We start from the raw sequence: 26,845 nt of genomic DNA, 5'->3' as shown, positions 1-26,845 counted from the left end.
CGTTGACGGCGCGCGCCGGCTGTTCGGCATGGCCCTTCGGGCTGCGTTGCCCTTCTCTCCATGCGTCGGTCCCTGCTTGTCTACGGCTCGCGTCGTTCCTTGCGTGGCGTTCGCGCGGCAACGCCTTTTGCCGTTGCCCTCGCAATTCCGTTGCAGTCGATGTTTGCAGTCCGTGTTGTCGTCGCACGACCTGGTTGCGCGACGTATTTACGCGTTGCAGTTCCGCTGGTTCGATTTGTCGTTTCGCTTCGCAGTCTTCGTTGCACGCAGTTCACGTTGCAGTTGCTGGTTGCAGTTCCGCAGTAGCGGTTTCGCAGTACCTGCTCATCAATCAACAGGCTTTCCCCGAGGAAACCCATCGTGACGTCTTCCGGATCGGCGCGCCCTGCCCGCCGCAACACTGCCTCGCCCACCGCTCGCCCGGCCGCTGCCGCGGCGCCCGACGCTTCCGCCATCGCCGCTGCCGCGACCCCGCGCGGCGGCCAACGCGCGCCCACTGCGCAGGCCGCCAAAGCCTCGAAGGCTTCGCAAGCCAGCGTGGCCGTGAAGGCGGAAAAAGCGCTGAAAACCGTCAAAGCCGGCAAGGCTACCGTCACGCCCGACGCGGTCCCTATGACCGACGCAAACGACGCGGCCAATGTGCTTAATGCGCGCAAGTCGGCTAAAGCCGCCGCGAAAAAGCAGGCCGCTGCCAACGATGCCGCCACACCGCGCGCCGCGAAAACGCCGAAGAAGCCGTCGAAGCTGAAAGCCGCGCCGAAGACCTCACCCGAGGCCGAGGCCGCGGCCACCGTGCCCGCCGTCAAGACCCCATCCCGCACGCGCGAGAACAAGGATCACCCGCTGTTCCAGGACATCCGCTATCTCGGCCGCCTGCTCGGCGACGTGCTGCGCGAGCAGGAAGGCGACGCGGTGTTCGAAGTCGTCGAAACGATCCGCCAGAACGCGGTGCGCTTCCGTCGCGAGGACGACAGCGCCGCCGCGCAAACGCTCGACAAGAAACTGCGCGCGCTCACGCCCGAGCAGACGGTCAGCGTGGTGCGCGCGTTCAGCTACTTCTCGCACCTCGCGAATATTGCCGAAGATCGCCATCGCAACCGCCGTCACCGCATTCACGCGCTCGCCGGCTCGGCGTCGCAGCCGGGCACGATCGCCTTTGCGCTCGAACGGCTCGCGGCGGCGGGCGCGGCCGCGACGCCGGTGCTGCAGCAGTTCTTCAACGACGCGCTGATCATGCCGGTGCTGACCGCGCACCCGACCGAAGTGCAGCGCAAGAGCATTCTCGACGCGCAGCACGACATCGCGCGCCTGCTGGCCGAGCGCGACCAGCCGCTGACGAACCGTGAGCGCGCGCACAACGAAGCGATGCTGCGCGCACGCGTCACGTCGCTATGGCAGACGCGGATGCTGCGCGACTCGCGGCTGACCGTCGCCGATGAGATCGAAAACGCGCTGTCGTACTACCGCAGCACCTTCCTCGAAGAGCTGCCGGCCCTCTACGCCGACATCGAGGAAGCGCTGAAGGAGCACGGCCTCGAAGCGCGCCTGCCGCCGTTTTTCCAGATGGGCAGCTGGATCGGCGGCGATCGTGACGGCAATCCGAACGTGACCGCCGAAACGCTCGAAAACGCGATCACGCGCCAGGCCGCGGTGATCTTCGAGCACTACATGGAACAGGTGCATAAGCTCGGCGCCGAGCTGTCGGTGTCGAACCTGCTCGCCGGCGCGAGCGATGCGCTGAAGGAACTCGCGGCGATTTCGCCCGACCAGTCGCCGCATCGCACCGATGAGCCGTATCGTCGCGCGCTGATCGGCATCTACACGCGACTCGCGGCCAGCGCGCGCGTGCGCCTCGGCGAAGGCAGCGTGCCGCTGCGCAGCGCGGGCCGCGGCGCGGCACCGATTCGCGCGATTCCCTATGACGACTCCGCCGACTTCGAACGCGACCTGCATGTGCTGATGGATTCGCTCGCCGAGCATCACGGCGCGCCGCTCGCCGCCCCGCGCCTCGCGCCGCTCGCGCGCGCGGCCGAAGTGTTCGGCTTCCATCTCGCAAGCATCGACCTGCGGCAAAGCTCCGACATCCACGAGGCGGTGATCGCCGAGCTGCTGAAGCGCGCGGGTGTCGAGGCCGACTATGCGGCGCTGTCGGAAGCGGACAAGCTGAGCGTGCTGCTCGCCGAACTCGCGCAGCCGCGTCCGCTGCGCATACCGTTCGCCGACTACTCGGATCTCGTGAAAAGCGAGCTTGGCGTGCTGGAAGAAGCCCGCGTCACGCGCGAAAAATTCGGCGCGCGCGCGGTGCGCAACTACATCATTTCGCACACCGAGACCGTCAGCGATCTGGTCGAAGTGATGCTGCTGCAAAAGGAAACCGGCCTGTTGCACGGACGCCTCGGCGACGCGGACGACCCCGCGCGCGCCGCCCTGATGGTGATTCCGCTGTTCGAGACGATCCCCGATCTGCGCAACGCGCCGCACATCATGCGCGATCTGATCGCGCTGCCGGGCATCGACGCGCTGATCGAGCATCAGGGCAACGAGCAGGAAGTGATGCTCGGCTATTCGGACAGCAACAAGGACGGCGGTTTCCTGACGTCGAACTGGGAGCTGTATCGCGCGGAACTCGCGCTGGTTGCGCTCTTCAACGAGCGCGGCGTGACGCTGCGGCTGTTTCATGGCCGTGGCGGCACCGTCGGCCGTGGCGGCGGCCCGACCTATCAGGCGATTTTGTCGCAGCCGCCTGGCACCGTCGACGGCCAGATCCGTTTGACCGAGCAGGGCGAGGTGATCGCGAGCAAGTTCGCCAATCCGGAGATCGGCCGGCGCAATCTGGAAACGGTGGTCGCCGCGACACTCGAAGCATCGCTGCTGCCGCACGGCCATGCGTCCGCCGAATTGCCGGCGTTCGAGGAAACGATGCAGCAGCTATCGGATGCGGCGATGGCGTCGTATCGCGCGCTCGTCTATGAAACGCCGGGCTTCAAGGAGTATTTCTTCGAGTCGACGCCGATCGCGGAGATCGCCGAGCTGAACATCGGCAGCCGCCCCGCTTCGCGCAAGCTGCAGGATCCAAAGCAACGCAAGATCGAGGATCTGCGCGCGATTCCGTGGGGCTTCTCGTGGGGCCAATGCCGCTTGCTGCTGACCGGCTGGTACGGCTTCGGCAGCGCGGTCGCCGAGCATCTGGACAGCGCGCCGAGCGACGCCGAACGCACGCGGCGTCTCGCGCTGCTGAAGAAGATGCACAAGAGCTGGCCGTTCTTTTCGAACCTGCTGTCGAACATGGACATGGTGCTCGCGAAGACCGACCTCGCGGTCGCGTCGCGCTACGCGGCGCTCGTCACCGACAAGAAGCTGCGCAAGCATGTGTTCGAGCGCATCGTCGCGGAATGGGAGCGCACGTCGAAAGTGCTGTCCGAGATCACCGGCAAGGGCGAGCGGCTGGCGGAAAATCCGCTGCTCGCGCGCTCGATCAAGAACCGCTTTCCGTATCTCGATCCGCTCAATCACCTGCAGGTGGAACTGCTCAAACGCTACCGCGCGGGCGATACGAACGCGCGCGTGCGGCGCGGGATTCATTTGAGCATCAATGGGATTGCGGCGGGGTTGCGGAATACCGGTTGAAGCCGGCAATCGCGCGAATCGGCGCTGCAATGCAAAAGCCGGGCGTGGCCAACAAAGGCCACGCCCGGCTTTTTTTACTGCGCGTCGATCATCAATGCGTTGAGCTTGTCGGCGCCCATGATCGTGATACGTCGAGGGTGGCTCCGGTTAGCGAGAGACCCAGGGAGCCTGAGCACACGTAGCGCGATCGCTGCCGCTACAATAGACCCCGCATGTACCAGTACAACCCAAGCAATTATTCTGGTATCTCTATTACCCCCCAATCGATACACGCAGATCCACGCGCCGCCTGATCGCATGACCACGCCGCCCTCCGCCGCTCATCCGCCGCCGCTCGATGCCACGCCGGCCCGCGCGCTCGGCGATTTCATCCGCGCGCATCGCGAGCGGCTGTCGCCGCAAGCGGTCGGTCTGCCACCGGGACCGCGCCGCCGCACGCCCGGTCTGCGGCGCGAGGAAGTCGCGCAGCTGTGCGGCGTGAGCCCGACCTGGTACACGTGGATCGAGCAGGGCCGGCCAGTGTCGGCATCCGCCGATGCGCTCGCGCGGATCGCGGTCGCGTTGCAGCTGTCGCGCGCCGAGCGCGCGTATCTGTTCGAACTGGCCGCGCAGCGCGATCCGGCCGAGCCGGACCCCGCCGCCGCCGATGCGCCCGCCACGCTGCTGGAGACGGTACAGCTCGTGAACAGCCCCGCCTACGTGCTCGACAGACAGTGGAACGCGCTCGCGTGGAACGAGCGCGCGGCCGGTCTGTTCGTCGGCTGGCTCGACGGCGCGCACGACCGCAATCTGCTGCGCTATACGTTCACCGAGCCGGCGGCACGCGCGTTGATCGTCGATTGGGAAACGCGCGCGCGGCGCCTCGCCGCCGAGTTTCGCGCCGATTCGATCCGCCATCTGAACGATGCGCCGACGCGCGCGCTGATCGATTCGCTGTCTGCCGCGAGCGACGAGTTCGCGCGCTTCTGGGCATCCCAGGACGTCGGTGGCCGCGAGGGCGGCCGGCGCGAGTTCAACCATCCGCGCGATGGGCGCATCGTCTACGACCAGATCACCTTCAAGCCCGCGCATCGCGAGGATCTGAAACTGGTGGTGCTGGTACGGGAATAACCGCCGGACCGCTAGCGGCGGCGTCGGGAACGCCCGCGCGCGGTGTTAAAATCGCTCTCTTTCCTCGCTGCGGCGGCGCTTTGCACGGCCCTTTGAACAGCATGTGCAGCCGCGTTGCCAGCCTCTTCACCGCTCGCTTTTAACCGCCCAACACCATGACGTCCCAACTGCACAAAAAAGGCGAAGCCTGGTCGGCTCGCTTCTCGGAGCCGATGTCGGAGCTCGTCAAACGCTACACGTCGTCGGTTTTCTTCGACAAGCGTCTGGCGTTCGTCGACATCGAAGGGTCGCTCGCGCACGCCTCGATGCTCGCTGCGCAGAAGATCATTTCCGCCGACGACCTCGCCGCGATCCAGCGCGGCATGGCGCAGATCAAGGGCGAAATCGAGCGCGGCGAATTCGAGTGGCTGCTCGATCTTGAAGACGTGCACCTGAATATCGAAGCGCGCCTGACCGCGCTGATCGGCGATGCGGGCAAGCGCCTGCATACCGGCCGCTCGCGCAATGACCAGGTCGCGACCGACATCCGTCTGTGGCTGCGCGGCGAGATCGACCGCATCGGCGGCCTGCTGACCGAGTTGCGCACCGCGCTGATCGATATCGCCGAGAAAAACGCCGCGACGATCATGCCGGGCTTCACGCACCTGCAGGTCGCGCAGCCGGTCACGTTCGGCCATCATCTGCTCGCGTACGTCGAGATGTTCTCGCGCGACGCCGAGCGCATGATCGACTGCCGCAAGCGCGTGAACCGTCTGCCGCTCGGCGCGGCGGCACTGGCCGGCACCAGCTATCCGATCGACCGTCACGCAGTCGCGAAAACGCTTGGCTTCGACGGCATCTGCGCGAACTCGCTGGATGCGGTCTCCGATCGCGACTTCGCGATCGAATTCACGGCCGCCGCCGCGCTCGTGATGACCCACGTGTCGCGCTTCTCCGAAGAACTGGTGCTGTGGATGAGCCCGCGCGTCGGCTTCATCGATCTGGCCGACCGCTTCTGCACCGGCTCGTCGATCATGCCGCAGAAGAAGAACCCGGACGTGCCCGAACTCGCGCGCGGCAAGACCGGCCGCGTGAACGGCCATCTGATGGCGCTGCTCACGCTGATGAAAGGCCAGCCGCTCGCGTACAACAAGGACAATCAGGAAGACAAGGAGCCGCTGTTCGACACCGTCGATACGGTCGCCGACACGCTGCGCATCTTCGCCGAAATGGTCGCGGGTATCACGGTCAAGCCGCAGGCGATGCGCGACGCGGCGCTGCAAGGCTTCTCGACCGCGACCGATCTGGCCGACTATCTTGTGAAGCGCGGTCTGCCGTTCCGTGACGCACACGAAGCGGTCGCGCTCGCGGTGCGCGTGTGCGCCGATCGCGGCTGCGATCTCGCGGACCTGACGCTCGACGAAATGCGCGGCGAACTGCCGAACGTCGCGCATCTGATCGGTGACGACGTGTTCTCGTATCTGACGCTCGAAGGATCGGTGGCAAGCCGCAATCATCCGGGCGGCACCGCGCCGGAGCAGGTGCTGGCCGCGGTGAAGGCGGCGCGTGAGGCGTTGAAGTAAGCGACGTTAACGACGACGTTAGCGACGACGCTAACGACGACATTTAGCGACGACGTTCAGGCGAGATTGCGAGCATGAGCTTGCATGCCTCGCCCGCAACGTGTTCGCGGTCTCGTTGCTGGCGAACAAAAAAAAGCGAACCTGATAACGGGTTCGCTTTTTTTTCGCCTCTGCCGCCGTGCGGGAATAGCGCAGGCAGGTCGCGGAAGCGGTGTATCGAAGGCAAAAGAAAGCCCGCTAGAAGCGGGCTGAAAAAGACTTCCACCGATGCCTCACGGAGAGGCTCTGAAAGTGTAGGCGCGTTTCGCCCGATGACCAATTCGCGGATATTTCCGGTCATTACAGCAACGTGTGAAGCATTGCATGCACAAGCCAGCCACACGCAATCATCGGCACCCAAGCCAACGGGAGAATGCCGATTGAATCCTGGCGGATTTTGACTACCATCAAATCACCCCCTTCCAGCGTTGTTCGCCGACGATGCTCTCTCGCACACCCGCTGCTCCCCTTCGCCGCGCGAGTTCGCCGCGCATTGCCCGCATGCTGTTCGCGACGCTGGCGTTCGCCGCCGTCTGCGGCTGCACGATCACGACGCTGACGCCGCGCGAGACCGTCAACACGCCGGTGGCCGCGATCAACAGCGCGACGCTCGATCAGTATCGCGACGCGGTCGCGCGGCGCATCACCGAGCGCAATCCATCGTATGTGCTGCAAGGCAAGCCGCAGGCGATGCTGCGCTCGCTCGTGGTGGTGTCATTCACCGTCGATCGCTACGGACACGTCGTCGAATCGTCGGTCTATCGCACCAACGGCGACGACGAAGCCGAAAGCACCGCGCTCGCGTCGCTGCGCCGCTCGGCGCCACTGCCGACGCCGCCCGGCAAGCTGCTGAACGGCCGGGGCCAGCTCGAACTGTTCGAGGACTGGCTCTTCAACGACAACGGCAAATTCCAGTTGCGTGAGCTTGCAGCGCCGCAAGCGGAGACGTTCGACTGAGATTCGGCCAAAGCTTCAACCAATGCTGGCAGTGAGGAACGGCCTGCTCGCGTTGAATCAATCGCATCGAACCGAGCCACGCCAGACGTCACGAATCACCGCACGGCGCGCATCACGTGCAACTCCCGACAGTGATTGCCCGCATGCGCTTGCGCCGCCATTGCTGCGCGCCAGCCGCGCTCGCTATAATTTTCCGATCCGTTGCGCCGGCAATCATCCGGTATGGCTCGCGCCGCCCGCACACCCACCGGCCCGGCGCGCAAGCTTCGACTATTTCAACAAGGACGCCGCACGAACACGCGCCGCCTGCCTTCGAAAGCGCACGGCGGCGAGCGGCGTCACGACACAGGGAGACTCTGCATGTCCACTTCGCCGATTTCCGCGGCTCAGCCTGCCAGCGGGCAGAACAGTAGCGCGCGGATCATCTTCGCGAGCTTCATCGGCACCGCGATCGAGTTCTACGATTTCTACGTCTATGCGACCGCCGCCGCGCTCGTGATCGGGCCGGTGTTCTTTCCGCATGGCTCGGCCACCGCGCAGGCGCTATCGGCCTTCGTCACATTCGGTATCGCGTTCGTCGCGCGGCCGATCGGCTCGTTCCTGTTCGGCCACTTCGGCGACCGCATCGGCCGCAAATCGACGCTCGTCGCGTCCTTGCTCGTGATGGGCCTGTCGACCACGCTGATCGGCTTCGTGCCGGGCTACGACTCGATCGGCAGCCTCGCGCCGATCCTGCTGTGCGTGCTGCGCTTTGGCCAGGGCATCGGCCTCGGCGGCGAATGGGGCGGCGCCGCGCTGCTCGCCACCGAAAACGCGCCGGCCGGCAAGCGCGGCTGGTTCGGCATGTTCCCGCAACTCGGGCCGTCGATCGGCTTTCTCGCCTCCAATGGACTGTTCTTCGCGCTCGCGCTGTCGCTGTCCGACGAGCAATTCCGTAGCTGGGGCTGGCGCGTGCCGTTCATCGTCAGCTCGGTGCTGGTCGCGCTGGGCTTGTACGTGCGTCTGAAAATCGCCGAGACCCCAGCGTTCACGGCCGCGATGGAGCGTCAGGAACGCGTGCGCGTGCCGATCGCGACGCTGTTCTCGCAACACTGGGTGCCCACCGTGCTCGGCGCGCTCGCGATGGTGGTCTGCTACACGCTGTTCTACAACGCGACGACGTTCTCGCTGTCGTACGGTGTCGGTTCGCTGCACATTCCGCGGCAGACGTTCCTCGGCCTGCTGTGCATCGCGGTCGTGTTCATGGCGCTCGCGACGCCGCTGTCGGCCCGTGCGAGCGACCGCTTCGGCCGCAAGCCGGTGCTGATCGTCGGCATCATCGCGGCGATCCTGTCGGGCTTCACGATGGCGCCGCTGCTCGGTAGCGGCGAGCCGCTGCTCGTGCTGCTGTTCCTCGTGATCCAGCTGTTCCTGATGGGCGTGACGTTCGCGCCGATGGGCGCGCTGCTGCCGGAACTGTTTCCGACTAATGTGCGCTATACCGGCGCGGGTGTCGCGTACAACCTCGGCGGGATTCTGGGCGCGTCGGTCGCGCCGTATATCGCCCAGGTGCTCGCCGCGCACGGCGGGTTGCCGTGGGTCGGCGCGTACGTGTCGGTGGCGGCCGCGGTGAGCCTGATCGGAGTGTTGTGCATGCGCGAAACGCGCGATGAAAGCCTGATGAAATGATGCGGCGCGTCGTGGCGGAATCGAGGTTTCGCCGCGACGCTTGCGCCCATGCCCGATGCCATGCCTGAGTAAGTCCCCCGCCTTGCGCGCCTTTTCGGCTTGCCTATACTCCCTGCTATAACCCTACCAAAAACAGGGAGACTCGCATGGACGTCCATCTTCACAACGCCGATATCGTGATGATCATCGCGCTCGCCTTGCTCGGCTCGTTGCTGCTCGCTCTGCGCTTCCGTCCCGCGTCATGGAAAGGCATCGTCGTGGAGGCACTCGCCGCGAACGCCGCGGCCATCGCCGCGGTCGTCGCGTTCGAAATGCTGATGGCCTAAAGCGTAGCGCCGCGCCGCGGTGAACGCCCGCCGTCAGGCTCAGCGATAGTAGTAGCCGCCGCCGTAGCCGTGATGGTAATAACCACCGCCGCCATAGTAGTAGCCCGGTGCCGGCGCAATCACGCAGCCGCCGAGTGCCGATGCGAGCACCGTGCCGGCGACGAGAGTCAGAATCAAGCGTTTCATGTTGTTCTCCATCGAGTCAGATTGATTCGAGCCGAAACCCCGAATGACCCGATTGAACACGATCCGGCCCCTCGCGAACGTTGCCATTTGTAAGGGAAGATCACCGGTGTGTTACAGGATCGACGCATCCGATCAATGGGCATCACACTCGCGCGCTGCTCTTTCAGCGTGATGTCAACATCGCCGGAAACACCGCCTATACTGCGTTGAACATGCTGCCGCCGCGGATGCATTGCTGGCTGCGCCGGCATCGTGCGATGCAGCACTTCCCAGACACGGCCATTGAGCCTCGACCCGCCGCGCGGCGTGGGCGCGCGATGAGCACGAAACGCACATCACGCATGTCGGCGTCCAACGAAAAGCGACAGATTTAACAGCCGTGTAATCGATTCCTCTCCGCCCGCTGTTCCCCGACGCGGGCGTTTTTGAAGGCGTGACGACGCAGTCCGTTCTAACGGACGAACTGCGCGTCGCGCCTCCTTTCTTGACACCAAACGATTGCGCGATAGCGCGAGAAAAGAACCGATGATGCTCAGGCAGCGGACCCTTGCTGCGCCGCGAACGCTTCCGAGCCGGTATGCACGTAGTCGATCGCCTCGAGCGCCGCGCTGATCGGCGGCACCGAGCGGCCGTCGCCGATCGAAGTCGAGCGGAATGGCGCCTCGACGCCGCAATGCGACGGCGAGGTCGCAACGAAGATCATTACGGTGCGCTTCTGCAGCGCGTGTGCGAGGTGCACGAAGCCCGTATCGGTACCGACGACGAGCGCGCATGCATCGATCATCTGCGCGACTTCGGTCACGCTCATCGACGGCAGCACGGTCGCGCCCGGCACCTGCGCAGCGATCTGCTCGGCCTCGGCGCGCTCGCCCGCCGAACCCCACGGCAGCACCACGCGAAAACCACGCTCGCTGAGCGCGTGACCGACCGCGACCCAATGCGTGAGCGGCCATTTCTTGTCGTCTTTGGAGGTGGCGTGAAAGAACGCCGCGACGGGTGCGCTCTGCTCCGCGAACGGCTGCGTGACCGGCTCGGGCAAACGCAGGTTATAGATGGCCGGGCCTTCCACCTGATAGCCGAGCGCCTCGGACGCGCTGATGCGCATGCCGTGCCACGCATTGCCCTGCGGACGCGGACCGAAGCGTCCGGTATAGGCGAACGCCGCGCCGCGCTCGCCGAGGTCCTGCGACTGATAGCCGATGCGCCGTGACGAGCGCGCGAGAAACGCGATGATCGCGCTCTTGTAGACGCCGTGGATGTCGATGATGTAGTCGTAGCGATGCGCGCGCAGATCGGCGATCGACGCCCAGATCGCCTTCAGGTCGCTCCAGCGACGCGCTTTCTTGAAGCGGCGCAACGGTGCGCACAGCACGCGGTCGACGCCTTTGCTCCAGTGCACGAGCTCCGCGAACGCTTCGTCTGCTGCCCAATCGACCTGTACACCGGGGAACGCACGTTTGATATCGGCGACGACCGGCAGTGCCTGCACGATGTCGCCGAGTGAAGTGACCTTGACGATGAGAATTCGCTTCATTGAGGGTCAGTTCTTGGTTCGAAATTGCAATTATTTTAGCTGACGATCCCGCAAGGATCGGTAAAAGAGTCGGCGCGCAGGCCCGGCTTTGAATACGGAGCGTTACAGCGCGCAGGGCATGCGGCCTTGCGCCCCAAGCACGCGAGAGCCACCTGACACTTCGCCTGATTCGCTCTTGCAAAGCGATTTCGTGCGCTTTGCATCGGTATCGTCCGCCTTATACTTGTGGCTCCGCGCGAAGCCGCTTTCCTACTCCACTCGCCGCATGCCTGCAATTTTCGTCCCCGCTCCAGCCACCGTCATGCGACGCGCGAAACGCCTGTGGCGGCAATACGGTGTGTTCTGGCTCGGCGCGATCGCGGTCGGCCTCGTCGCGGTGCTGTACGCGCGCCTGATCGATTGGGGCTACGAGCAATTCCGCGGCGTGCAGCAACAGCACGCATGGGCACCGCTCGTGATCACGCCCGCGGTCGCGGCGCTCGCGGTCTGGCTCACGCGCAAGTTCTTTCGCGGCGCCGAAGGCAGCGGCATTCCGCAGGTCATCGCGGTACTGCATACGAAGCCCGGCGAATACGGCGCACGGCTGTTATCGCTGCGAATTCTGCTCGGCAAGATCGGCGTGTCGTTTCTCGGCATTCTCGGCGGCTTTACGATCGGCCGCGAAGGACCGACGGTGCAAGTGGGCGCCGCACTGATGTTCAATCTGCGCCGCTTCTATCCGCGCTCGAATGCGCTGATCGAGCGGCAATTGGCGCTGGCCGGCGCGGCCGCGGGGCTGTCGGCCGCATTCAATACGCCGCTCGCCGGCATCGTGTTCGCGATCGAGGAGTTGACGCGCAGCTTCGAAGCGCGCGCGAGCGGCGTGCTGATTACGGCGATCATCGTCGCGGGGGTGGTCGCGCTCGGCTTGAATGGCAACTACACCTATTTCGGCACGATGCAGATCGGTGTCGATTTCCCTCATCTGTTCTCGCTCGCGGTGCTGCTCACCGGGATCGTCACCGGCATCGCGGGCGGCGTGTTCGGCTGGCTGCTGCTCAATACCGCGCGCTGGATTCCCGCGCCGCTGCGTCAGTTGCATGGCGAACGGCCGGTTGCGTTCGCCGCGCTGTGCGGTCTCATCATCGCGGTAGTCGGATTGATCTCCGGGGGCACGACGTATGGCAGCGGCTACGCGGAAGCACGCGGTCTGCTGTACGGACACGAGCAGTCGGCGTTCTATCCGTTCCTGAAGATGATTGCGATGATCGGTTCGTACCTGCCCGGCATTCCGGGTGGCATCTTCGCGCCGTCGCTGTCGATCGGCGCGGGCTTCGGCAATCTGCTGCACATGGTGTTCAGCTCGATGCAATTGCCGATGCTGATCGCGCTTGCGATGGTCGGCTATCTCGCGGCGGTCACGCAGTCGCCGATCACGTCGTTCGTGATCGTGATGGAAATGATCGACGGCCATGCGCTGGTGATCTCGCTGATGGCCACCGCGTTGATTTCGAGCCGCGTGTCGCGCCTGTTCGCGCCGCCGCTGTACGAATCGCTCGCGCGGCGTTATATGGCGCCGTTGCCGCAGCCGGCACCCGCGCCGGTGCCAGAAGTGCCCGAGGTCGAGGCATCTGAAACGATCGAAGGCGCCGATCGCGCGTCGGCCGTTGTGGATGACGCTGACTCCGCAGATACCGCAACAGACACCACGACAGCAACCGCGACAACGGACGCCACCGCGAACACCCCGACCGACGCAGCGGAAACCACCGACAAAGCACCACCTCAGTAGACGACCACGCGCGGCGCGTGCACATACATCGGCCGCGCGGGTACCACAACGCAGCCGGCGAGCATCACCGCCAACGCGGCGAGCACGAGCAGATTCTTTTTCATCGGATATTTCTCCAGACTCACAGGCGACGCTGTCGTCGGCGCATGTGCAATCAAACCGGAAGACGCGGCGCGAACGGTATCGCGCGCCGCGCGTAGCCTCGTGCAGCGGCGCCGCTTACGCGTTCACCGCCGCGCCCATCGATACGCTCGTCGACCCATTCATCGACGCGGCATTCACGCCCAATGTCCCGGCACCCAGCGATAGTGCGGACCACGTTGATCCCAGTGGCCCGGGACCCAGTGATAGCCGACCCGTTCGGCCTGCCAGTGGCCCTCGACCCACACATAGCGGCCATGCTCCCAGCGCCAGTGACCGTGATCCCACACATAACCGGCACGCGGCGCGGGCACCGCTTCGAAGCGCGCGGCCGGCGGCGCGGATGGCGCGATCACGACGACTTCCGCGGCCGAAGCCGAGGCCATCGTGGCGGCACCGGCGACGATCAGAACGGTGTTGGCAAGCAGCAGGCGAAAGGCTCTGTTCATGATTTCCCTCTTTGTGGTTGAACACCGGATACGGCGTTACCGGTTTAATGCGCGAGGGCGACGCGCGGCTGACGACAGGCGTGTAACGGCACACGCTGAAGTGCAACGGATTATTTCGACCGGGACAGGGATGACAGAGGCGGCGCGGAAACGACCGCGCGCGGAGAACTTTGTCGCGCCGCGAGCGCGAAGGAACGGTAACGACTGAACAGCGACGAACGAACAGCAGCGAACGAACAACAACAACGCGCACGCGGCAAACGCACCGCGCACGCGCATCCAATAACAAACGATCAGACCTGCGGTATCTCGATCTTGACTTCGAGCACTTCGAGATCGTCCTGGCGCTCGAGGCTCACGCGGATATCCTCATCGGAGATCTTCACGTACTTCGAGATGACGGCCACCAGTTCGCGTTGCAACGCGGGCAGATAATCGGCCGGCGCATGACCGCCGGCGCGCTCGTGCGCGATGATCAACTGCAGGCGTTCCTTCGCTACCGACGCGGACTTCTTTTTCTCGCCCAGCAAAAACGAAAGAATCGACATGACGTGCGCCCCCCTTACTTGGTGCCGAAGAGGCGCTGCAGCAGCCCGGGCTTCTGGTAATCGGTAAAGCGAAGCGACTTCTGTTCGCCGAGGAAACGCGATACGACGTCTTTATAGGCTTCGGCCACGTCGGTGCCGTCCAGATGCACGGCCGGCAAACCCTGGTTCGATGCGTGCAGCACGGCCTCCGATTCCGGAATCACGCCGATCAGATCGATGCGCAGAATTTCCTGGATGTCGGTCAGCGACAGCATTTCGCCTTCGCTGACGCGCTTCGGGTTGTAGCGCGTGATCAGCAGATGTTCCTTGATCGGCTCCTTGCCTTCGATCGCGCGCTTGGTCTTCGACGACAGGATGCCGAGAATACGGTCCGAGTCGCGTACCGACGACACTTCCGGATTCGTCACGATCAGCGCTTCGTCGGCAAAGTGCATCGCCAGCAGCGCGCCCGATTCGATACCGGCCGGCGAATCGCAAACGATGTACTCGAAGTCCATCCCGATCAGATCGTTGATGACCTTCTCGACGCCTTCCATCGTCAGCGCGTCTTTATCGCGCGTCTGCGAGGCCGGCAGGATGAACAGGTTCTCGCACTTCTTGTCTTTGATCAGCGCCTGGTTCAGATTCGCTTCGCCCTGGATCACGTTGATCAGGTCGTACACGACGCGGCGCTCGCAGCCCATGATGAGGTCGAGGTTACGCAGGCCGACGTCGAAGTCGATCACGGCGGTCTTGTGTCCGCGCAGCGCGAGCGCCGACGCAAAACTCGCGCTCGTGGTCGTCTTGCCCACGCCACCCTTGCCCGAAGTCACCACAATGATTTTTGCCATTACCCTTACCTTGTGTTCGTCAAATGCGTCAATTGATGCACGGCCAGCTTTGCCGTGAAACGCCGCGTGCCATATCGCGTGAGGCAGCGCGCGCTTCGCGTCGCCTTACGTGAGCCGCAGCGGTTCGATCATCAGTTTTTCTTCTTCGAGCCAGATCTGTACCGGCTTGCCGAGCACATCGGCCGGCAGCGGGTTCTCGGTCGTTCGATAGATGCCCGCGATCGAGATCAGTTCCGGTTCGAGACACGTGCAGAAAATGCGCGCGTCGTGATTGCCCTGCACGCCGGCCAGTGCGCGGCCGCGCAGCGGTGCGTAAATATGGATGTTGCCTTCGGCGATCACCTCGGCGCCATAGCTGACGAGACCGAGCACGACGAGATCGCCCTTTGCGTAGATGCGCTGACCGGAGCGCAGCGGCTTGTCGACCACCATCGTTTGCGGCGAGGTGGCGAGCCGCACCGGCTCGGCGGCGGGCGCGGGGTCGACCGTCGCGGCAGCGCCGGAGGTGTCTGCCGCTGCACCTGCCGCGCTTGCTGCATTCGCGGGAGCATCCGCCGCTTCATTCGCTGCCGGCTCCGCCGCGGTGCCGGCGGCGGGTGCCGCTGCCGCGCTGTCCTCGTCCGCCTGTTTTGCCGCCGCGCCGCGGCGATCGCGCGCTTCGAGCAGCGGCAAGGCCGCCTCGGCCGCCCATGATTGCTCCGCATTCGCGACCACGCCGATCGGACGCATGCGCACGCTGTCGAGCAGTTGCGCGATGTCGGCGAGCGGTACGCGTTCGTCGCCGGCCAGACGCCGCACGTCGATCGCGACGACATCGTTAGCGAAGAATTCGGGAGTCGCCTCGAAGCGCCGCGTCAGTTCGGCACGCATCGCGTCGAGGTCGGTCGTCTTGACCACGAACATGAGCGTGTCGACAGAGCCGCTGCGAAGTTCGAAAAAGGGCGATTTCTTGGGCGACATAGCGTTCGGCAAAAAATTTTGCGTATTTTACAGGCGTACACGCGCAGGGCCAGTTTTTTTGCCGCGAGAATCTGCTAACGCGCGCGTGTCGCGCCGCGAAAGCGCGCCGCGCCGTCGTACGCTCGATATAGCGCAGAAAAATAGCGACGAAAAGAATTCCGGAGACTGGCGAGAAGAGACAACAACGAAGAGAACAGCGAAGCGAGCAGCGGCTTGCAGGCGCCGCTCATCGGTTCACGGCTGGGGTGCGTCGGACATCGCGGGCACGTGGCGCACCAGCAGACTTTCGGCCTGCTCGGGCATGCGCTCGACGCGCCGGTGTTCGCCGGTTGGGCCGAAGCCAAGCGCTTCGTAAAAGCGCATTGCGTTGCGGTTCGCGTCGGCGACCCACGCGTAAATTTCGCTGGCGCCCGCGCCCGCGAGCCAGTTGCTCGCGGTATCGACGAGCAGTTCGCCGCCGCGCAGATGACGCACGGCCGGCGCGACCCACAGCTCGCAAACGAATGCGCGGTGCGCGGCGGTGTCGTCGAAATGCGCTTCGATCAGGCCGGCCGGATGGCCCTCGGTGTACAGGATGAAAGTGCTGACGGACTGCGAGACCGCGTGATCGGCGGCGGTGGCGTTGAAGCTATCCGCACCGGCCGACAGCGCGTCCTCGAGTGTCGCGCCGAAGGCATAGGGCGCCTCCCGCAGCGACGCGGTACGGAGTTCGCGAAAAACAGCGCCCTGATCAGCGGTGATGCGGCGAACGGTCAATGACGGACTCATGCAGACGAAAACCCCTGGAAACCCTAACACGTAGCTTTAACCGAACCGGCGCGCGAGTCAATTTTTATTATTGACCAGAACAGGCGGCCGCGAGAAGTGCTCGCGTCGGGCGCGAGCCGCCGAGGCGGCCGTCGATGCCGCCCGCATCGCCTGCAAGCTTCGGATGTGACCGCGGTACGCGTGACGCCAGCACCCCTCGCCGCGCACTCAGGGCGCCTCGTAGCGGCCGGTACCGTCCGGCCACGGCGTCAGCAGTTCATAGCCGTCGTCGGTCACGGCGACCATGTGCTCCCATTGCGCGGACAGCGAGCGATCTTTCGTGACGACCGTCCAGCCGTCGCGTTGCACCGATGTCGCGGCGCGGCCCGAGTTGATCATCGGCTCGATCGTGAACACCATGCCCGGCTTCAGGCGCACGCCCTGCCCCGGCTGGCCGTAGTGCAACACCTGCGGGTCTTCGTGATAGACGCGGCCGATGCCGTGCCCGCAGTAGTCGCGCACGATCGAGAAGCCGTCGCGCTGCGCGACCTTCTGGATCGCGTGACCGATGTCGCCGAGCGTCGCGCCCGGCTTCACCTGGCGGATGCCGGCCACCATCGCCTCATAGGTCGTATCGATCAGTTGGCGTGCGACCGGGCTCGGCTGGCCGACGTGGTACATGCGGCTCGTGTCGCCGAAATAACCGTCCTTGATGATCGCGACGTCGATGTTGATGATGTCGCCGTCCTTCAGGATCTCGCCGCGGTTCGGGATGCCGTGGCACACCACGCTGTTGACCGACGTGCAGACGGTCTTCGGGAAGCCCAGATAGCCGACGTTGGCCGGAATCGATTTCTGCGTGTTGACGATGTAGTCGTTGCACAGCGCGTCGAGCTCGTCGGTGGACACGCCGGCCTTCACGTGCTCGCCGATCATTGCCAGGACATCGGCGGCGAGGCGGCCGGCGATGCGCAGCCTCGCGATATCGTCGGGGGTCTTATAGGTAATGGCCATGAATTCAGTCGCTGTGTATTGCGGGGAAAGCGCGGGAAATACAGACAGGTTTCTAGTGTCCGGCGAACTGGTTTCGCCGAATCGATCGGGCAATTGTACAGAGGATCGTCAAGGCACCCGCCGAAAACGACCCAATGTGGTGCAAACGAAGTCGTCGAACCGGCCACTGCCGGCCTAAAGACCCGGCCCGCCCCGCCGTTAATTCTCATATGCCTGCAGCGTAGCCGCCAAATTGTCAAGCCGTCGAGGTCGTACAGGCGACCGACCGCCATTACGAAGAGTCCGTCATGTTCAGAAATATGAAAATCGGCACAAAACTCGGCCTCGGATTTGGCGCCATGCTTTGCATGGCGGCGGTGCTGGCCTTTTACAGCATCACTTCGCTCAATACGCTGGTGGGCAGTTTCCAGGTCGTCACCGACCAGATCTGGCCACGCACCCGCATCGTCAATCAGAACATCCAGGATGCGTACGATTACGCGAGAGCGTTCACGTTCATCGTCACGTCGGAGGGCAAGCCGGGTGTCAGCGCGGAAGAAGCCGCGCACGCGCATGCGGTGCTCGGCGAAACCGTGAAACGGGTGAACGACAGCATCGCGATGCTTCACACGCTGCCGTTGTCCGATGCGGAGAAGGCCGCGCTCGCCAAGGTCGAGACCGCGCGGACCGCCTACATGAAGAGCCGCGAACGGGTGCTGGAGCTGAAGAGGAACGGCGGCCTGGATCAGACGGTGATCTATCTGATGTTCACTGAAACGAATGCGTTGCAAAGCGCGTATATCGACGCGTGGCAGGAGTTCATCCGCCTCGAGTCCGGCGCGCTCGCCACCGATTCCGATGTGGTCAACCAGACCTATCTGTCCGCGAAGACGTTGCTGATCGCCGCTTTCAGCTGCGCGCTGATCGGCACGCTGGTGCTGTCGATCAGCATCACGCTGAGCGTCGCGCGTCCGCTCAAGCGTGCGATGCAGGTCGCGGAAGCCCTCGCCGACGGCGATCTGACGATGGACATCGAGGTACGAACGAGCGAAGAAACCGGTCAGCTGCTCGCGGCGATGAAGCGCATGGTGACGCGTCTGAAGCACACGGTGGCCGAGGTCGACGGCAAGGCCAGCGAGCTGGCGGCCGCGGCCACGCAGATCAACGCGACTGCGCAGACCTTGTCGCAGTCGGCGAGCGAACAGGCGGCCGGCGCGGAAGAAACCAGCTCGGCACTGGAACAGATGTGCACGTCGATCGCACAGACCACGGAAAACTCGAAGCTGACAGAAAAGATCGCCACCGCCGGAGCGCGGGAAGCCGTCGACGGCGGCGAGGCCGTGCGCGTGACCGTCGCGGCGATGCGGCAGATCGCCCGCAAGATCAACGTGATCGACGACATCGCCTATCAAACCAATCTGCTCGCATTGAACGCCGCGATCGAAGCCGCCCGGGCCGGCGAGCACGGCAAGGGCTTCGCCGTCGTCGCGGCCCAGGTTCGCAAGCTCGCGGAAGGCAGCCAGGCCGCGGCGCAGGAGATCGGCGAGGTCGCGGCCGGCAGCGTCAGCCAGGCGGAGACGACCGGCCGGCTGCTGGAGAGCATGCTGCCGAACATCACCCGCACGTCAACGCTGGTGCGGGAAATTACCGCGGCGTCGCACGATCAGTCGATAGCGGTCACGCAGATCACCGATGCGGTCGGACAGTTGAGCGAGACCACGCAGCAGAATGCCGCGGGTTCGGAAGAGCTGGCCGCGACGGCCGAACAGATGAATTTGCTGGCCGAGCAACTGCAGCAGACGATGTCGTTCTTCCGGCTGGCAACGGATCGCACCACGGGTCGCCAGCACACCGGCTGGGTGAGCGCACCCGAACTGGCTTATTGAGGCTCGGGCGGGCGGCTGAGTCGATTCCGAGCGTGCCCGCTTCGCAACGTACTTAGATACCAGAGCGTGCGTTTCGGGCGCCGCGCCACGCCCAGCGTTCGGACGCGGAAAGACGTGCCATGTTGGGACGGATGGCCCGGAAAAGTTAACCTACACTTTCTGCGTATCGCATTTCTCAAGCGGCCTGAGCATGCTCTGCGAGAGCCTGGTGAGCGCGGTCGCGAAAGAGCTCGAACTGCGCCGCATGCGTCAGGCCATCGATACCGACTGACGTCGACTGGCCGCCAACGATTGCGGATAGCAACCGGATGGCGTGGAACAACCCAGGCTCTCCCGCGCAAACAATCAACGCCTGCGCGGCCCGCCGTCGAACACCTGATCCAGCCGCCTCAGCATCGCGCGGGCTTGCCGCCGGTGCGTCTGCCGGAATCGCGCGAAGGGTGCAACAGATGAGGACCCGTCGCGCCCCATCGAGGGGACGAACATGCGCGCACTCGACATCATGACTTCCTCCGTCGTCACCGCGACACCGGACATGACCATTCACGACGCGGCGAAACTCTTCGTCGATCACCACATCAGCGGCATGCCGGTGGTCGATGCAAACGGCCAGGTGGTCGGCATCGTCAGCCAGGGGGATCTGCTGCATCGCGTGGAGAACGGCACCGGTCATGGCAAACATCGATGGTGGCTCGAACTGCTGTCGTCCTCGCCGCGCGAGCAGGCCGCGCGGTACGTGAAGGAGCACGGGCATTTCGTCCGCGACGTGATGTGCGACAACGTCATTTCGATTCCCGACGACATGCCGCTTCAGCAGATCGCCGATCTGATGGAACGGCGGCATCTGAAACGCGTGCCGGTTTTAAAGGACGGCCGCCTGGTCGGCATCGTCAGCCGCTCGAATCTGATTCGCGCGCTCGCGAGTGTCGAACCGATCATCGACTCGGGCCTGCACGACGATGCAAGCCTGCGCGATGCGATCCTCCATGAAATGCAAGGGCAGCGTTGGGGGCTCGCGAAACAGGGCGTGGTCGTCCAGGACGGCGTCGCGCATCTGTGGGGGGTGATCGAATCCGAAGAGGAGATGCGCGCGATCCGTGTCGCCGCCGAAGGGGTGCCGGGCATCCGGCGGGTCGAAAGCCACATGGTGGCGCCAAGTGTGCTTCCGACGATGTAGCGTGTGAATCCGGATACCGTTTATTCCAGTGCGCTAATGCGTAGAGGCGAATCGCCGGAAACGAGGACACCCTGCAGCGCAACTCGCATGCAGGGTGTCGGCGACCATTTACTGAAAATCCCGCTTACTGGATTTCGTCGGCGCGCCGGACGCTCGCGATCATCGACGAGTTGATCAGGTACGCACGCAACTGGTCGGGACTGGCTGCAATCGTACGCAGTTCGTCGAGTCGCTGCTCGCGTACGACTGGATCACGCTCTTCCAGCAGACGTTTGTTCCGGATCGTGATCGCCTGCACGTACTCCACATTCGTCAGGCGACGCTGCCGGTCGTAAAGATCGAGCACCTCTGTCGATGCGCCGTTCAACAGCACATCGGCCAGTTTGCCCGCGAGATTCACCGCGTCATGAATGCCGCTGTTCAAACCCATGCCGCCAAGCGGATTGTTGATGTGCGCGGCGTCCCCCGCCAGGAGTGCGCGGCCGACACGGAACTGCTTCGCGACCCGCTGATGCACGCGATACACGCTGCGATAAAGAATCGGATATTCGCGCTCCGGTGACAGGAAGCCCTGAATTTTGGCCTGCACGAAATCATCCGTGAGTACTTCGCTATCTTCCACCTCGGGCGGGATCGGGAATGCAATGCGCCAGATTCCAGGCGGGCCGTCATGCGGCTGGATAAAAATCGCACTCCATTCATCAGGGTCGGCAATATACGCGTTGCCGGTGAATCCCTGCTCCCGCAGATCGTAGCTCGTCGCAAAGACCAAAAAACGTTCCGGCCATGTGAACCCTTCGAATTCGACGTCCATCGTTTTGCGCACCACACTGCGCGATCCATCCGCGCCGATGATGTAGCTCGCGCGCATTTCCCCCGCGCCCTCGGCATTCTCGAACTGGACGGTTACGCCGTCCGCGTCTTCCGTGTAACCCGTGCAGCGGTGTGAGAACAAAAGGCGCGCATTAGGCATGCCGCTAAGCGTCTCGCGCAGCAGCTCCGACAGTTTGTGCTGCTCGCAGTGCAGACGGAATGGATAAGGCGTGAGGTCCGATAGCACACCCAGATCGAATTCCGCCACGACGCCGGTTTTGCGGTCGCGTATCTGCCACTGCCGCACGGGAATGCCCTGCGCCAGCAATGCATCTCCGACACCAAGCGCCGATAGCATTTCCACCGTGGGCGGATGAAATGTCCCGGCGCGCAGGTCGTGCGGAATATCCGCCTCGGTTTCCAGCACGCACACGTCAATGCCCTGACGCGCAAGCGCGAGCGCCGCGGCAAGTCCGACCGGACCCGCGCCGGAAACGACAACTGATTTGTTCTTCATTGAATACGAAAAGGTGCTGTTAGGAAGAGATCGCGTCCATCGTTCGCACTGCGTGCGCAGTTACGTCGTCCGCACCCATATAAATGAGCATGATCAAGTTTATGAGGGGCGGATTTCTTTGTCAATACCGACTAAATGACGGTGTTTCTTAGGGGTTTTCACTATGGTGCGTGCATAAAAACGCACTTAACATTGAGCGCGATCAATTTTCACGACTGCCATTTCATATCACGTCATGAGGCAGTTCGCCGGAACGGCCGTCCACATTCGTACAGGGGAATGATTCGATGAACAACGCGCTCCTCACTATCGACGTCGATAGTGCAATCGGAACCAGTTCCGTCAACCGGTTCCATGTGAACGTGGTTTTCTGGTCGTTCGTCGTGATGCTGATGGACGGTTTCGACCAGCAGATGATCGGTTATCTCGCGCCCTCGATCATTCACGCATGGGGCATTGCGCGCGCATCGTTCGTGCCGGTTTTTACCGCCAGCATGGTCGGCATGATGGTGGGTTCGACTGTCGGCGGGAGCGCCGCCGATCGTTGGGGGCGACGTTCGATCATGCTCGTCGGCATGGCTATTTTTGGCCTGCTGACAGCGGCCTGCGGCTTGACCACATCCATTGCGCAGTTGTCGGCGGTGCGCTTTCTGGCCGGCATCGGCGTCGGCTTCGCGGTCCCCAACGCGCTGGCATTGACGGCGGAATACGCACCGATACGCCATCGCTCGATGATGATCACCGTGATGTTTCTGGGCTACTCGCTGGGTGGCGCGGCGGGCGGATGGGCTGCGGCGCTGTTGATTCCGCATTACGGCTGGACGTCTCTGTTCTTTGTCGGCGGCGTGGCGGCGCTGGTGCTGATTCCCGGCTGCGCACTGATGTTGCCTGAGTCGATCCGTTTCCAGCTATTGCGTGCCGGCAATAGCGTCCGCGCTCGAACCATCCTCGCGCGGCTGTTGCCTGGCGTCGCGATCGATGCGCAAACGCGGCTGATCGTGGCGGAGAAAGTCGAACGCGGCGTGCCCGCGAAGCATCTGTTCACCGAGAAGCGCGCGGTATTCACGCTGCTTTTGTGGCTTTGTTTTATCGCCAACCTGATGACGTTGACGTTCGTGCTGAACTGGTTGCCCACCGTCATCGCCAACGCCGGCATTCCGTTGACGCGTGCCGTGATGGTCACGTCGTATTTCCAGGTAGGCGGTGTCGCGGGCGGCCTGATCCTGAGCCGATTACTCGATCGCGGCACGCTCGCGCCGCTCGCCGGCTTCTTCGGTTGCGCGGCCGTTTCCATCGCATTGATCGGCATTGCCGGCAATACATCACTCGCGCTCGATCTCGTCGTGTTTGCGGCGGGTCTGTTTGTCGTCGGTGGTCAGTTCGGTCTGAATGCGGTGGCGAGCATCGCGTATCCGACGTTCATGCGGGCCACCGGCGCGGGCTGGGCACTCGGTGTAGGGCGTTTCGGCGCCATCGTCGGTCCGATCATCGGCGCTCTTCTGATCGGTCTGAATCTGCCGCTGCCGATGTTGTTCGTGTGCGGCTCGGTTCCGATGGTGATTGCGTGCGCGGCGGCGCTGGTGCTCGCACATGGCGATCGCATCCGTTTTGCCGGATATCGCGAATCAGGTGTTCATTGAAACTTCGCGCCTCGATCGAGGCGCTCAAATGGCATTCATGGAGAAGGTAGTCTTATGAAACTATGTCGATTCGGCGCAAACCGCCTTGGTGTCGTAGTCGGAAACGTCATTCATGACGTGACCGCTGCTCTCGACGTGTTGCCTACGTGGCAATACCCGCTGCCGTCATTCGATCCGCTGATCGCTAATCTGGACGCTATCCGGGCGCGCGCGGAAGCTCTGGTCGGTCAGGTCGAGACCGTGGCATTGAATGACGCGCATCTGCTGAGCCCCGTTGCAAATCCGGGCAAGATCATCGCGGCTCCGGTCAATTACACGAAGCACCTGCGCGAAGTACTGGATGATCAGAACCTGCATCACGGCAACATGATCAACCACATCGAGAAAGCAGGCCTGTTTCTGAAGGCGGGCAGCTCGCTGGTCGGCGCGAGCGATGGCGTGCAGTTGTGCCATACCGACCGCCGCAACGATCACGAAGTCGAACTCGCCGTCGTTATCGGCAAGACGGGCCGCAATATCAGCCACACGGATGCGCTCAGCTACGTCGCCGGATACTGCATCGGTCTCGACATGACGATTCGCGGGCCGGAAGAGCGCAGCTTCCGCAAATCACCGGACAGTTACACCGTGTTCGGTCCGTGGCTCGTCACCAGTGATGAACTGACCGACCCGAATGCGCTCGATCTGTCGATCACGGTCAATGGCGAAATCCGTCAGAAGGCGAACACGAGCGACCTGATCATCGGCGTCGCGAACCTGATCGAATTCGCATCCTCTTTCTACACGCTGCATCCCGGCGACGTGATCATTACCGGCACGCCTGAAGGTGTGTCGCCGGTCGTGCCAGGCGACACGATGGTCGCGACCATCGACCGTATCGGTCAGATGACCGTCAAGGTGTCGTGATGAAGCCCGAAACGACCGCCGAGCGCCAGGCGTTTTATGGCGTGCTCGATCGCCACGATCTGGCGCCGCTGTGGGAAGCCATGGCAACCCTGGTGACCCCGCAGCCGCAAAGCGCCTGTGTCGCCGCAAGCTGGCAATACGAACGCCTGCGTCCGCTGCTGCTTGAAGCAGGCGCGTTGATTACCGCCGAAGAAGCTGAACGCCGCGTACTGGTACTCGAAAATCCGGGCATTCGTGGACGTTCGCAAATCACCAGCAGCCTGTATGCTGGCCTGCAGCTGATCCTGCCGGGTGAAGTCGCGCCGGCTCATCGTCACGCCGCGGCGGCGCTGCGCTTCATCGTCGAAGGCGAAGGCGCGTACACGGCCGTGGATGGCGAGCGGGTCACGATGCATCCGGGCGATTTCGTCATCACGCCGTCGTGGACGTGGCATGACCACGGCAATCTCGGCAGTGAACCGGTCGTCTGGCTCGATGGTCTCGACGTACCGATCGTCAATCTGTTCGATACGAGTTTCGCGGAAAGGTCCGCCACGAAAAGTCAGTCCGTGGCTGGCGCGGAAGATGTTGCCGTATCGCGCTACGGTTCGAACATGCTGCCGCTCGACTACGAAGTGCACGGCGGCAACAGTCCGCTGTTTGCCTATCGCTACGCACCGGCGCGCGCCGCGCTTGAACGGCTGGCACGCAGCGGTCAGATCGATCCGCTGCACGGCACCAAGCTCCAATACGCCAATCCGGCGACGGGCGGCTATCCGATGCCAACCATCGGCGCATTCCTGCAATTGCTGCCTCGCGGCTTTAACGGCCAGAACTATCGCTCGACCGATGCGACGGTATTCAACGTCGTTGAAGGCGACGGCTTCAGCATGATCGGTCAACAGCGTTTCGAATGGCAGCCGCGCGATGTCTTCGTCGTGCCGTCGTGGGTTCCGGTTTCCCATCACGCCAACGCCGAATCCGTGCTGTTCAGCTTCTCCGATCGTCCGGCGCAGAAAGCCTTGGGCCTGTGGCGCGAGCTTGTTTAACTCCGCCTGATAACAGCGCGGCAGGAGACTATGAGTACACAACAAATCATCGCGGAAAGCGTATGCACGGCTGAAAGTGCCAACATCGCCGGGCGCCTCGAACGTATTCCCGTTTCATCGTGGCACGTGAAAGCACGCTTGATCGTCGGCGTTGCCACCTTCTTCGACGCGTTCGACATGCTTGCGATTGCAACGGCCGTGCCGGTACTGGCGAAGCTGTGGCACCTGACGCATCCGGAAATCGGCCTGCTGATCTCATCGGGATTCATCGGCCAGATTGCCGGCGCGTTTCTGTTCGGATGGCTCGCCGATCGCATCGGCCGCGTACGGGCGCTTCAGTACAGCATCCTGATCTTCTCGTTGATGGCGGTCGGCTGCGCGCTATCGACGAGTTATGGAATGTTGATGGCATTCCGTGTCATTCAGGGAATTGGTATCGGCGGTGAAGTACCGATCGCGGCAAGCTACATCAACGAGTTAACGCGAGCACACAAGCGCGGCAAATTCGTGCTGCTGTATGAGATGGTATTCAGCATCGGCGTACTGTGCGCGGGATTTATTGGCGCATGGGTCGTGCCATCGTTTGGATGGCAAACGATCTTCCTGATCGGCGCGGCGCCTGCTGTCGTTGCCGTGTTCATGCGTCGCGTGCTGCCCGAATCGCCGCGGTGGCTGGCGACGAAAGGCCAATATGCGCTGGCGGATAAGATCGTGTCCGACATCGAAGCGTACACGCTGCGTGCCGGTCTCAAGCTTGCGCCCGCGAAGCAGATCCCGACTGTTGCCGCACCGGTAGCGCGTATCGGCGAACTGCTTGGCCCAGGCTATCTGCGCCGCACGCTGACGGTCTGGGTGCTGTGGTTCTGTGCGTATTTCGTCGCGTATGGATCGATCACCTGGTTGCCGACGATCTATACGTCGACGTTCAAGCTGGATTTGCATACCGCGCTGATGCTGTCCGCGATCAATTCGTTCGTCAGTTTCCCGATGAATTTCGTGCTCGCGTTCATCATCGACAGGCTCGGTCGTCGCCGCTGGTTTGCTATCGGCTTCACGCTCGGCGCGCTCCCCCTGCTCGCAATCGGTCTGATGCCCGAGCTGAGCCATATGACGGTCATTGTGCTGGCCGCGCTCAGCTACATGTTTACCGGCCCGAACTGCTCAGCCGCCTATCTGTACACGCCGGAACTGTATCCGACGCGTTTGCGCGCACTCGGTGCGAGCAGCGCGACCGTATGGCTGCGTATCGCCTCTTCGATCGGCCCGTTCGTGGTCGGCATGATCATCACGCATGGTGATTACCGTTCCGTATTTCTGATGTTCGGCGTGGTCGCACTGTTCGGCGCGCTGATCATCGGCCGCTTTGGTGTGGAAACAAGCGAACGGGTACTTGAAGAATTGTCCCGATAACGTCGCAATCTCTGAAGGAG

23 protein-coding genes are annotated in these 26,845 nt (G+C 63.4%); 13 read left to right on the top strand and 10 right to left on the bottom strand.

Annotation, left to right across the window (positions count from 1 at the left end; all coding sequences use genetic code 11):
* Nucleotides 1-360: 360 nt before the first annotated feature.
* The 3 genes from ppc (at nt 361) to argH (ending at nt 6,299) form a co-directional block, all read left to right on the top strand.
* Nucleotides 361-3,627 carry a phosphoenolpyruvate carboxylase gene (ppc, locus tag L0U82_RS04220; RefSeq protein WP_233828704.1) on the top strand — a complete coding sequence of 1,089 codons (3,267 nt, stop codon included), beginning with the start codon at nt 361-363 and terminating at the stop codon, nt 3,625-3,627.
* 297 nt (nt 3,628-3,924) lie between these two features.
* Entirely contained in the window at nt 3,925-4,737 is an 813-nt protein-coding gene (locus L0U82_RS04215) for a helix-turn-helix transcriptional regulator (RefSeq protein ID WP_233828702.1), read from the top strand.
* Nucleotides 4,738-4,892: 155 nt separating this feature from the next.
* On the top strand, nt 4,893-6,299 hold the full coding sequence (gene argH / locus L0U82_RS04210; protein WP_233828700.1) for an argininosuccinate lyase: 1,407 nt from the start codon (nt 4,893-4,895) through the stop codon (nt 6,297-6,299).
* 43 nt (nt 6,300-6,342) lie between these two features.
* Here argH and L0U82_RS04205 read toward each other — a convergent pair whose 3' ends face one another.
* Nucleotides 6,343-6,639, bottom strand: coding sequence for a hypothetical protein (locus L0U82_RS04205; protein WP_233828699.1), 297 nt, complete (start codon nt 6,637-6,639; stop codon nt 6,343-6,345).
* Between the two features lie 200 nt (nt 6,640-6,839).
* On the opposite strand from L0U82_RS04205, the gene L0U82_RS04200 reads away from it, so the two are divergent.
* The 3 genes from L0U82_RS04200 (at nt 6,840) to L0U82_RS04190 (ending at nt 9,289) form a co-directional block, all read left to right on the top strand.
* The gene (locus L0U82_RS04200) at nt 6,840-7,295 is read left to right on the top strand and encodes a TonB C-terminal domain-containing protein (RefSeq protein ID WP_442793629.1); all 456 of its coding nucleotides are present in this window, start codon (nt 6,840-6,842) and stop codon (nt 7,293-7,295) included.
* Between the two features lie 360 nt (nt 7,296-7,655).
* Nucleotides 7,656-8,963, top strand: coding sequence for an MFS transporter (locus tag L0U82_RS04195; RefSeq protein ID WP_233828697.1), 1,308 nt, complete (start codon nt 7,656-7,658; stop codon nt 8,961-8,963).
* Nucleotides 8,964-9,109: 146 nt separating this feature from the next.
* Nucleotides 9,110-9,289: a hypothetical protein gene (locus tag L0U82_RS04190; RefSeq protein WP_233828696.1), complete on the top strand. Its 180-nt coding sequence runs from the start codon at nt 9,110-9,112 to the stop codon at nt 9,287-9,289.
* A gap of 39 nt (nt 9,290-9,328) precedes the next feature.
* Here the strand turns inward: L0U82_RS04190 and L0U82_RS04185 are convergent, their stop codons facing one another.
* Together L0U82_RS04185 and waaC are read right to left on the bottom strand one after the other, a co-directional pair.
* Nucleotides 9,329-9,475: a hypothetical protein gene (locus tag L0U82_RS04185; protein WP_233828695.1), complete on the bottom strand. Its 147-nt coding sequence runs from the start codon at nt 9,473-9,475 to the stop codon at nt 9,329-9,331.
* A gap of 532 nt (nt 9,476-10,007) precedes the next feature.
* Nucleotides 10,008-11,009 carry a lipopolysaccharide heptosyltransferase I gene (gene waaC, locus L0U82_RS04180; RefSeq protein WP_233828694.1) on the bottom strand — a complete coding sequence of 334 codons (1,002 nt, stop codon included), beginning with the start codon at nt 11,007-11,009 and terminating at the stop codon, nt 10,008-10,010.
* A 301-nt stretch (nt 11,010-11,310) separates the two neighbouring features.
* On the opposite strand from waaC, the gene L0U82_RS04175 reads away from it, so the two are divergent.
* Entirely contained in the window at nt 11,311-12,780 is a 1,470-nt protein-coding gene (locus tag L0U82_RS04175; RefSeq protein WP_442793595.1) for a chloride channel protein, read from the top strand.
* Between the two features lie 278 nt (nt 12,781-13,058).
* Here the strand turns inward: L0U82_RS04175 and L0U82_RS04170 are convergent, their stop codons facing one another.
* The 6 genes from L0U82_RS04170 to map all read right to left on the bottom strand — a co-directional run bounded on the left by L0U82_RS04170 (nt 13,059) and on the right by map (nt 17,469).
* Nucleotides 13,059-13,370: a YXWGXW repeat-containing protein gene (locus L0U82_RS04170; protein ID WP_233828690.1), complete on the bottom strand. Its 312-nt coding sequence runs from the start codon at nt 13,368-13,370 to the stop codon at nt 13,059-13,061.
* 293 nt (nt 13,371-13,663) lie between these two features.
* Nucleotides 13,664-13,918, bottom strand: a complete 255-nt coding sequence (gene minE / locus L0U82_RS04165; protein ID WP_233828689.1) for a cell division topological specificity factor MinE — start codon at nt 13,916-13,918, stop codon at nt 13,664-13,666.
* 14 nt (nt 13,919-13,932) lie between these two features.
* On the bottom strand, nt 13,933-14,748 hold the full coding sequence (minD, locus tag L0U82_RS04160; protein WP_233828688.1) for a septum site-determining protein MinD: 816 nt from the start codon (nt 14,746-14,748) through the stop codon (nt 13,933-13,935).
* Between the two features lie 105 nt (nt 14,749-14,853).
* Entirely contained in the window at nt 14,854-15,708 is an 855-nt protein-coding gene (gene minC, locus L0U82_RS04155; protein ID WP_233828687.1) for a septum site-determining protein MinC, read from the bottom strand.
* A gap of 234 nt (nt 15,709-15,942) precedes the next feature.
* Nucleotides 15,943-16,476 (bottom strand): GNAT family N-acetyltransferase, encoded by a 534-nt coding sequence (locus L0U82_RS04150; RefSeq protein WP_233828686.1) that lies wholly within the window; start codon nt 16,474-16,476, stop codon nt 15,943-15,945.
* Nucleotides 16,477-16,683: 207 nt separating this feature from the next.
* A complete protein-coding gene (map, locus tag L0U82_RS04145) occupies nt 16,684-17,469 on the bottom strand; it encodes a type I methionyl aminopeptidase (RefSeq protein ID WP_233828685.1) in 786 nt (261 codons plus the stop codon).
* Between the two features lie 287 nt (nt 17,470-17,756).
* On the opposite strand from map, the gene L0U82_RS04140 reads away from it, so the two are divergent.
* Both L0U82_RS04140 and L0U82_RS04135 read left to right on the top strand, forming a co-directional pair.
* Nucleotides 17,757-19,334 carry a methyl-accepting chemotaxis protein gene (locus tag L0U82_RS04140; RefSeq protein WP_233828684.1) on the top strand — a complete coding sequence of 526 codons (1,578 nt, stop codon included), beginning with the start codon at nt 17,757-17,759 and terminating at the stop codon, nt 19,332-19,334.
* A gap of 484 nt (nt 19,335-19,818) precedes the next feature.
* Nucleotides 19,819-20,511 (top strand): CBS domain-containing protein, encoded by a 693-nt coding sequence (locus tag L0U82_RS04135; RefSeq protein WP_233828683.1) that lies wholly within the window; start codon nt 19,819-19,821, stop codon nt 20,509-20,511.
* A gap of 124 nt (nt 20,512-20,635) precedes the next feature.
* Here the strand turns inward: L0U82_RS04135 and L0U82_RS04130 are convergent, their stop codons facing one another.
* On the bottom strand, nt 20,636-21,841 hold the full coding sequence (locus L0U82_RS04130; protein WP_233828682.1) for an FAD-dependent oxidoreductase: 1,206 nt from the start codon (nt 21,839-21,841) through the stop codon (nt 20,636-20,638).
* Nucleotides 21,842-22,128: 287 nt separating this feature from the next.
* Between L0U82_RS04130 and L0U82_RS04125 the strand changes: the two genes are divergently transcribed.
* Genes L0U82_RS04125 through L0U82_RS04110 form a run of 4 tightly spaced genes read left to right on the top strand, consistent with a single transcriptional unit; the run spans nt 22,129 to nt 26,825 of the window.
* Nucleotides 22,129-23,481: an MFS transporter gene (locus tag L0U82_RS04125; protein WP_233828681.1), complete on the top strand. Its 1,353-nt coding sequence runs from the start codon at nt 22,129-22,131 to the stop codon at nt 23,479-23,481.
* A gap of 54 nt (nt 23,482-23,535) precedes the next feature.
* On the top strand, nt 23,536-24,387 hold the full coding sequence (locus L0U82_RS04120; RefSeq protein ID WP_233828680.1) for a fumarylacetoacetate hydrolase family protein: 852 nt from the start codon (nt 23,536-23,538) through the stop codon (nt 24,385-24,387).
* The gene (gene gtdA / locus L0U82_RS04115; RefSeq protein ID WP_233828679.1) at nt 24,387-25,415 is read left to right on the top strand and encodes a gentisate 1,2-dioxygenase; all 1,029 of its coding nucleotides are present in this window, start codon (nt 24,387-24,389) and stop codon (nt 25,413-25,415) included. Before L0U82_RS04120 ends, gtdA begins: the two co-directional genes overlap by 1 nt.
* Nucleotides 25,416-25,445: 30 nt before the next feature.
* Nucleotides 25,446-26,825 (top strand): MFS transporter, encoded by a 1,380-nt coding sequence (locus tag L0U82_RS04110; protein WP_233828678.1) that lies wholly within the window; start codon nt 25,446-25,448, stop codon nt 26,823-26,825.
* Nucleotides 26,826-26,845: the final 20 nt, after the last annotated feature.

Origin of the sequence: Paraburkholderia sp. ZP32-5, from assembly GCF_021390495.1 — a bacterium.
Classification (GTDB): Bacteria; Pseudomonadota; Gammaproteobacteria; order Burkholderiales; family Burkholderiaceae; genus Paraburkholderia.
This window is presented reverse-complemented; position numbering and strand designations above follow the sequence as displayed.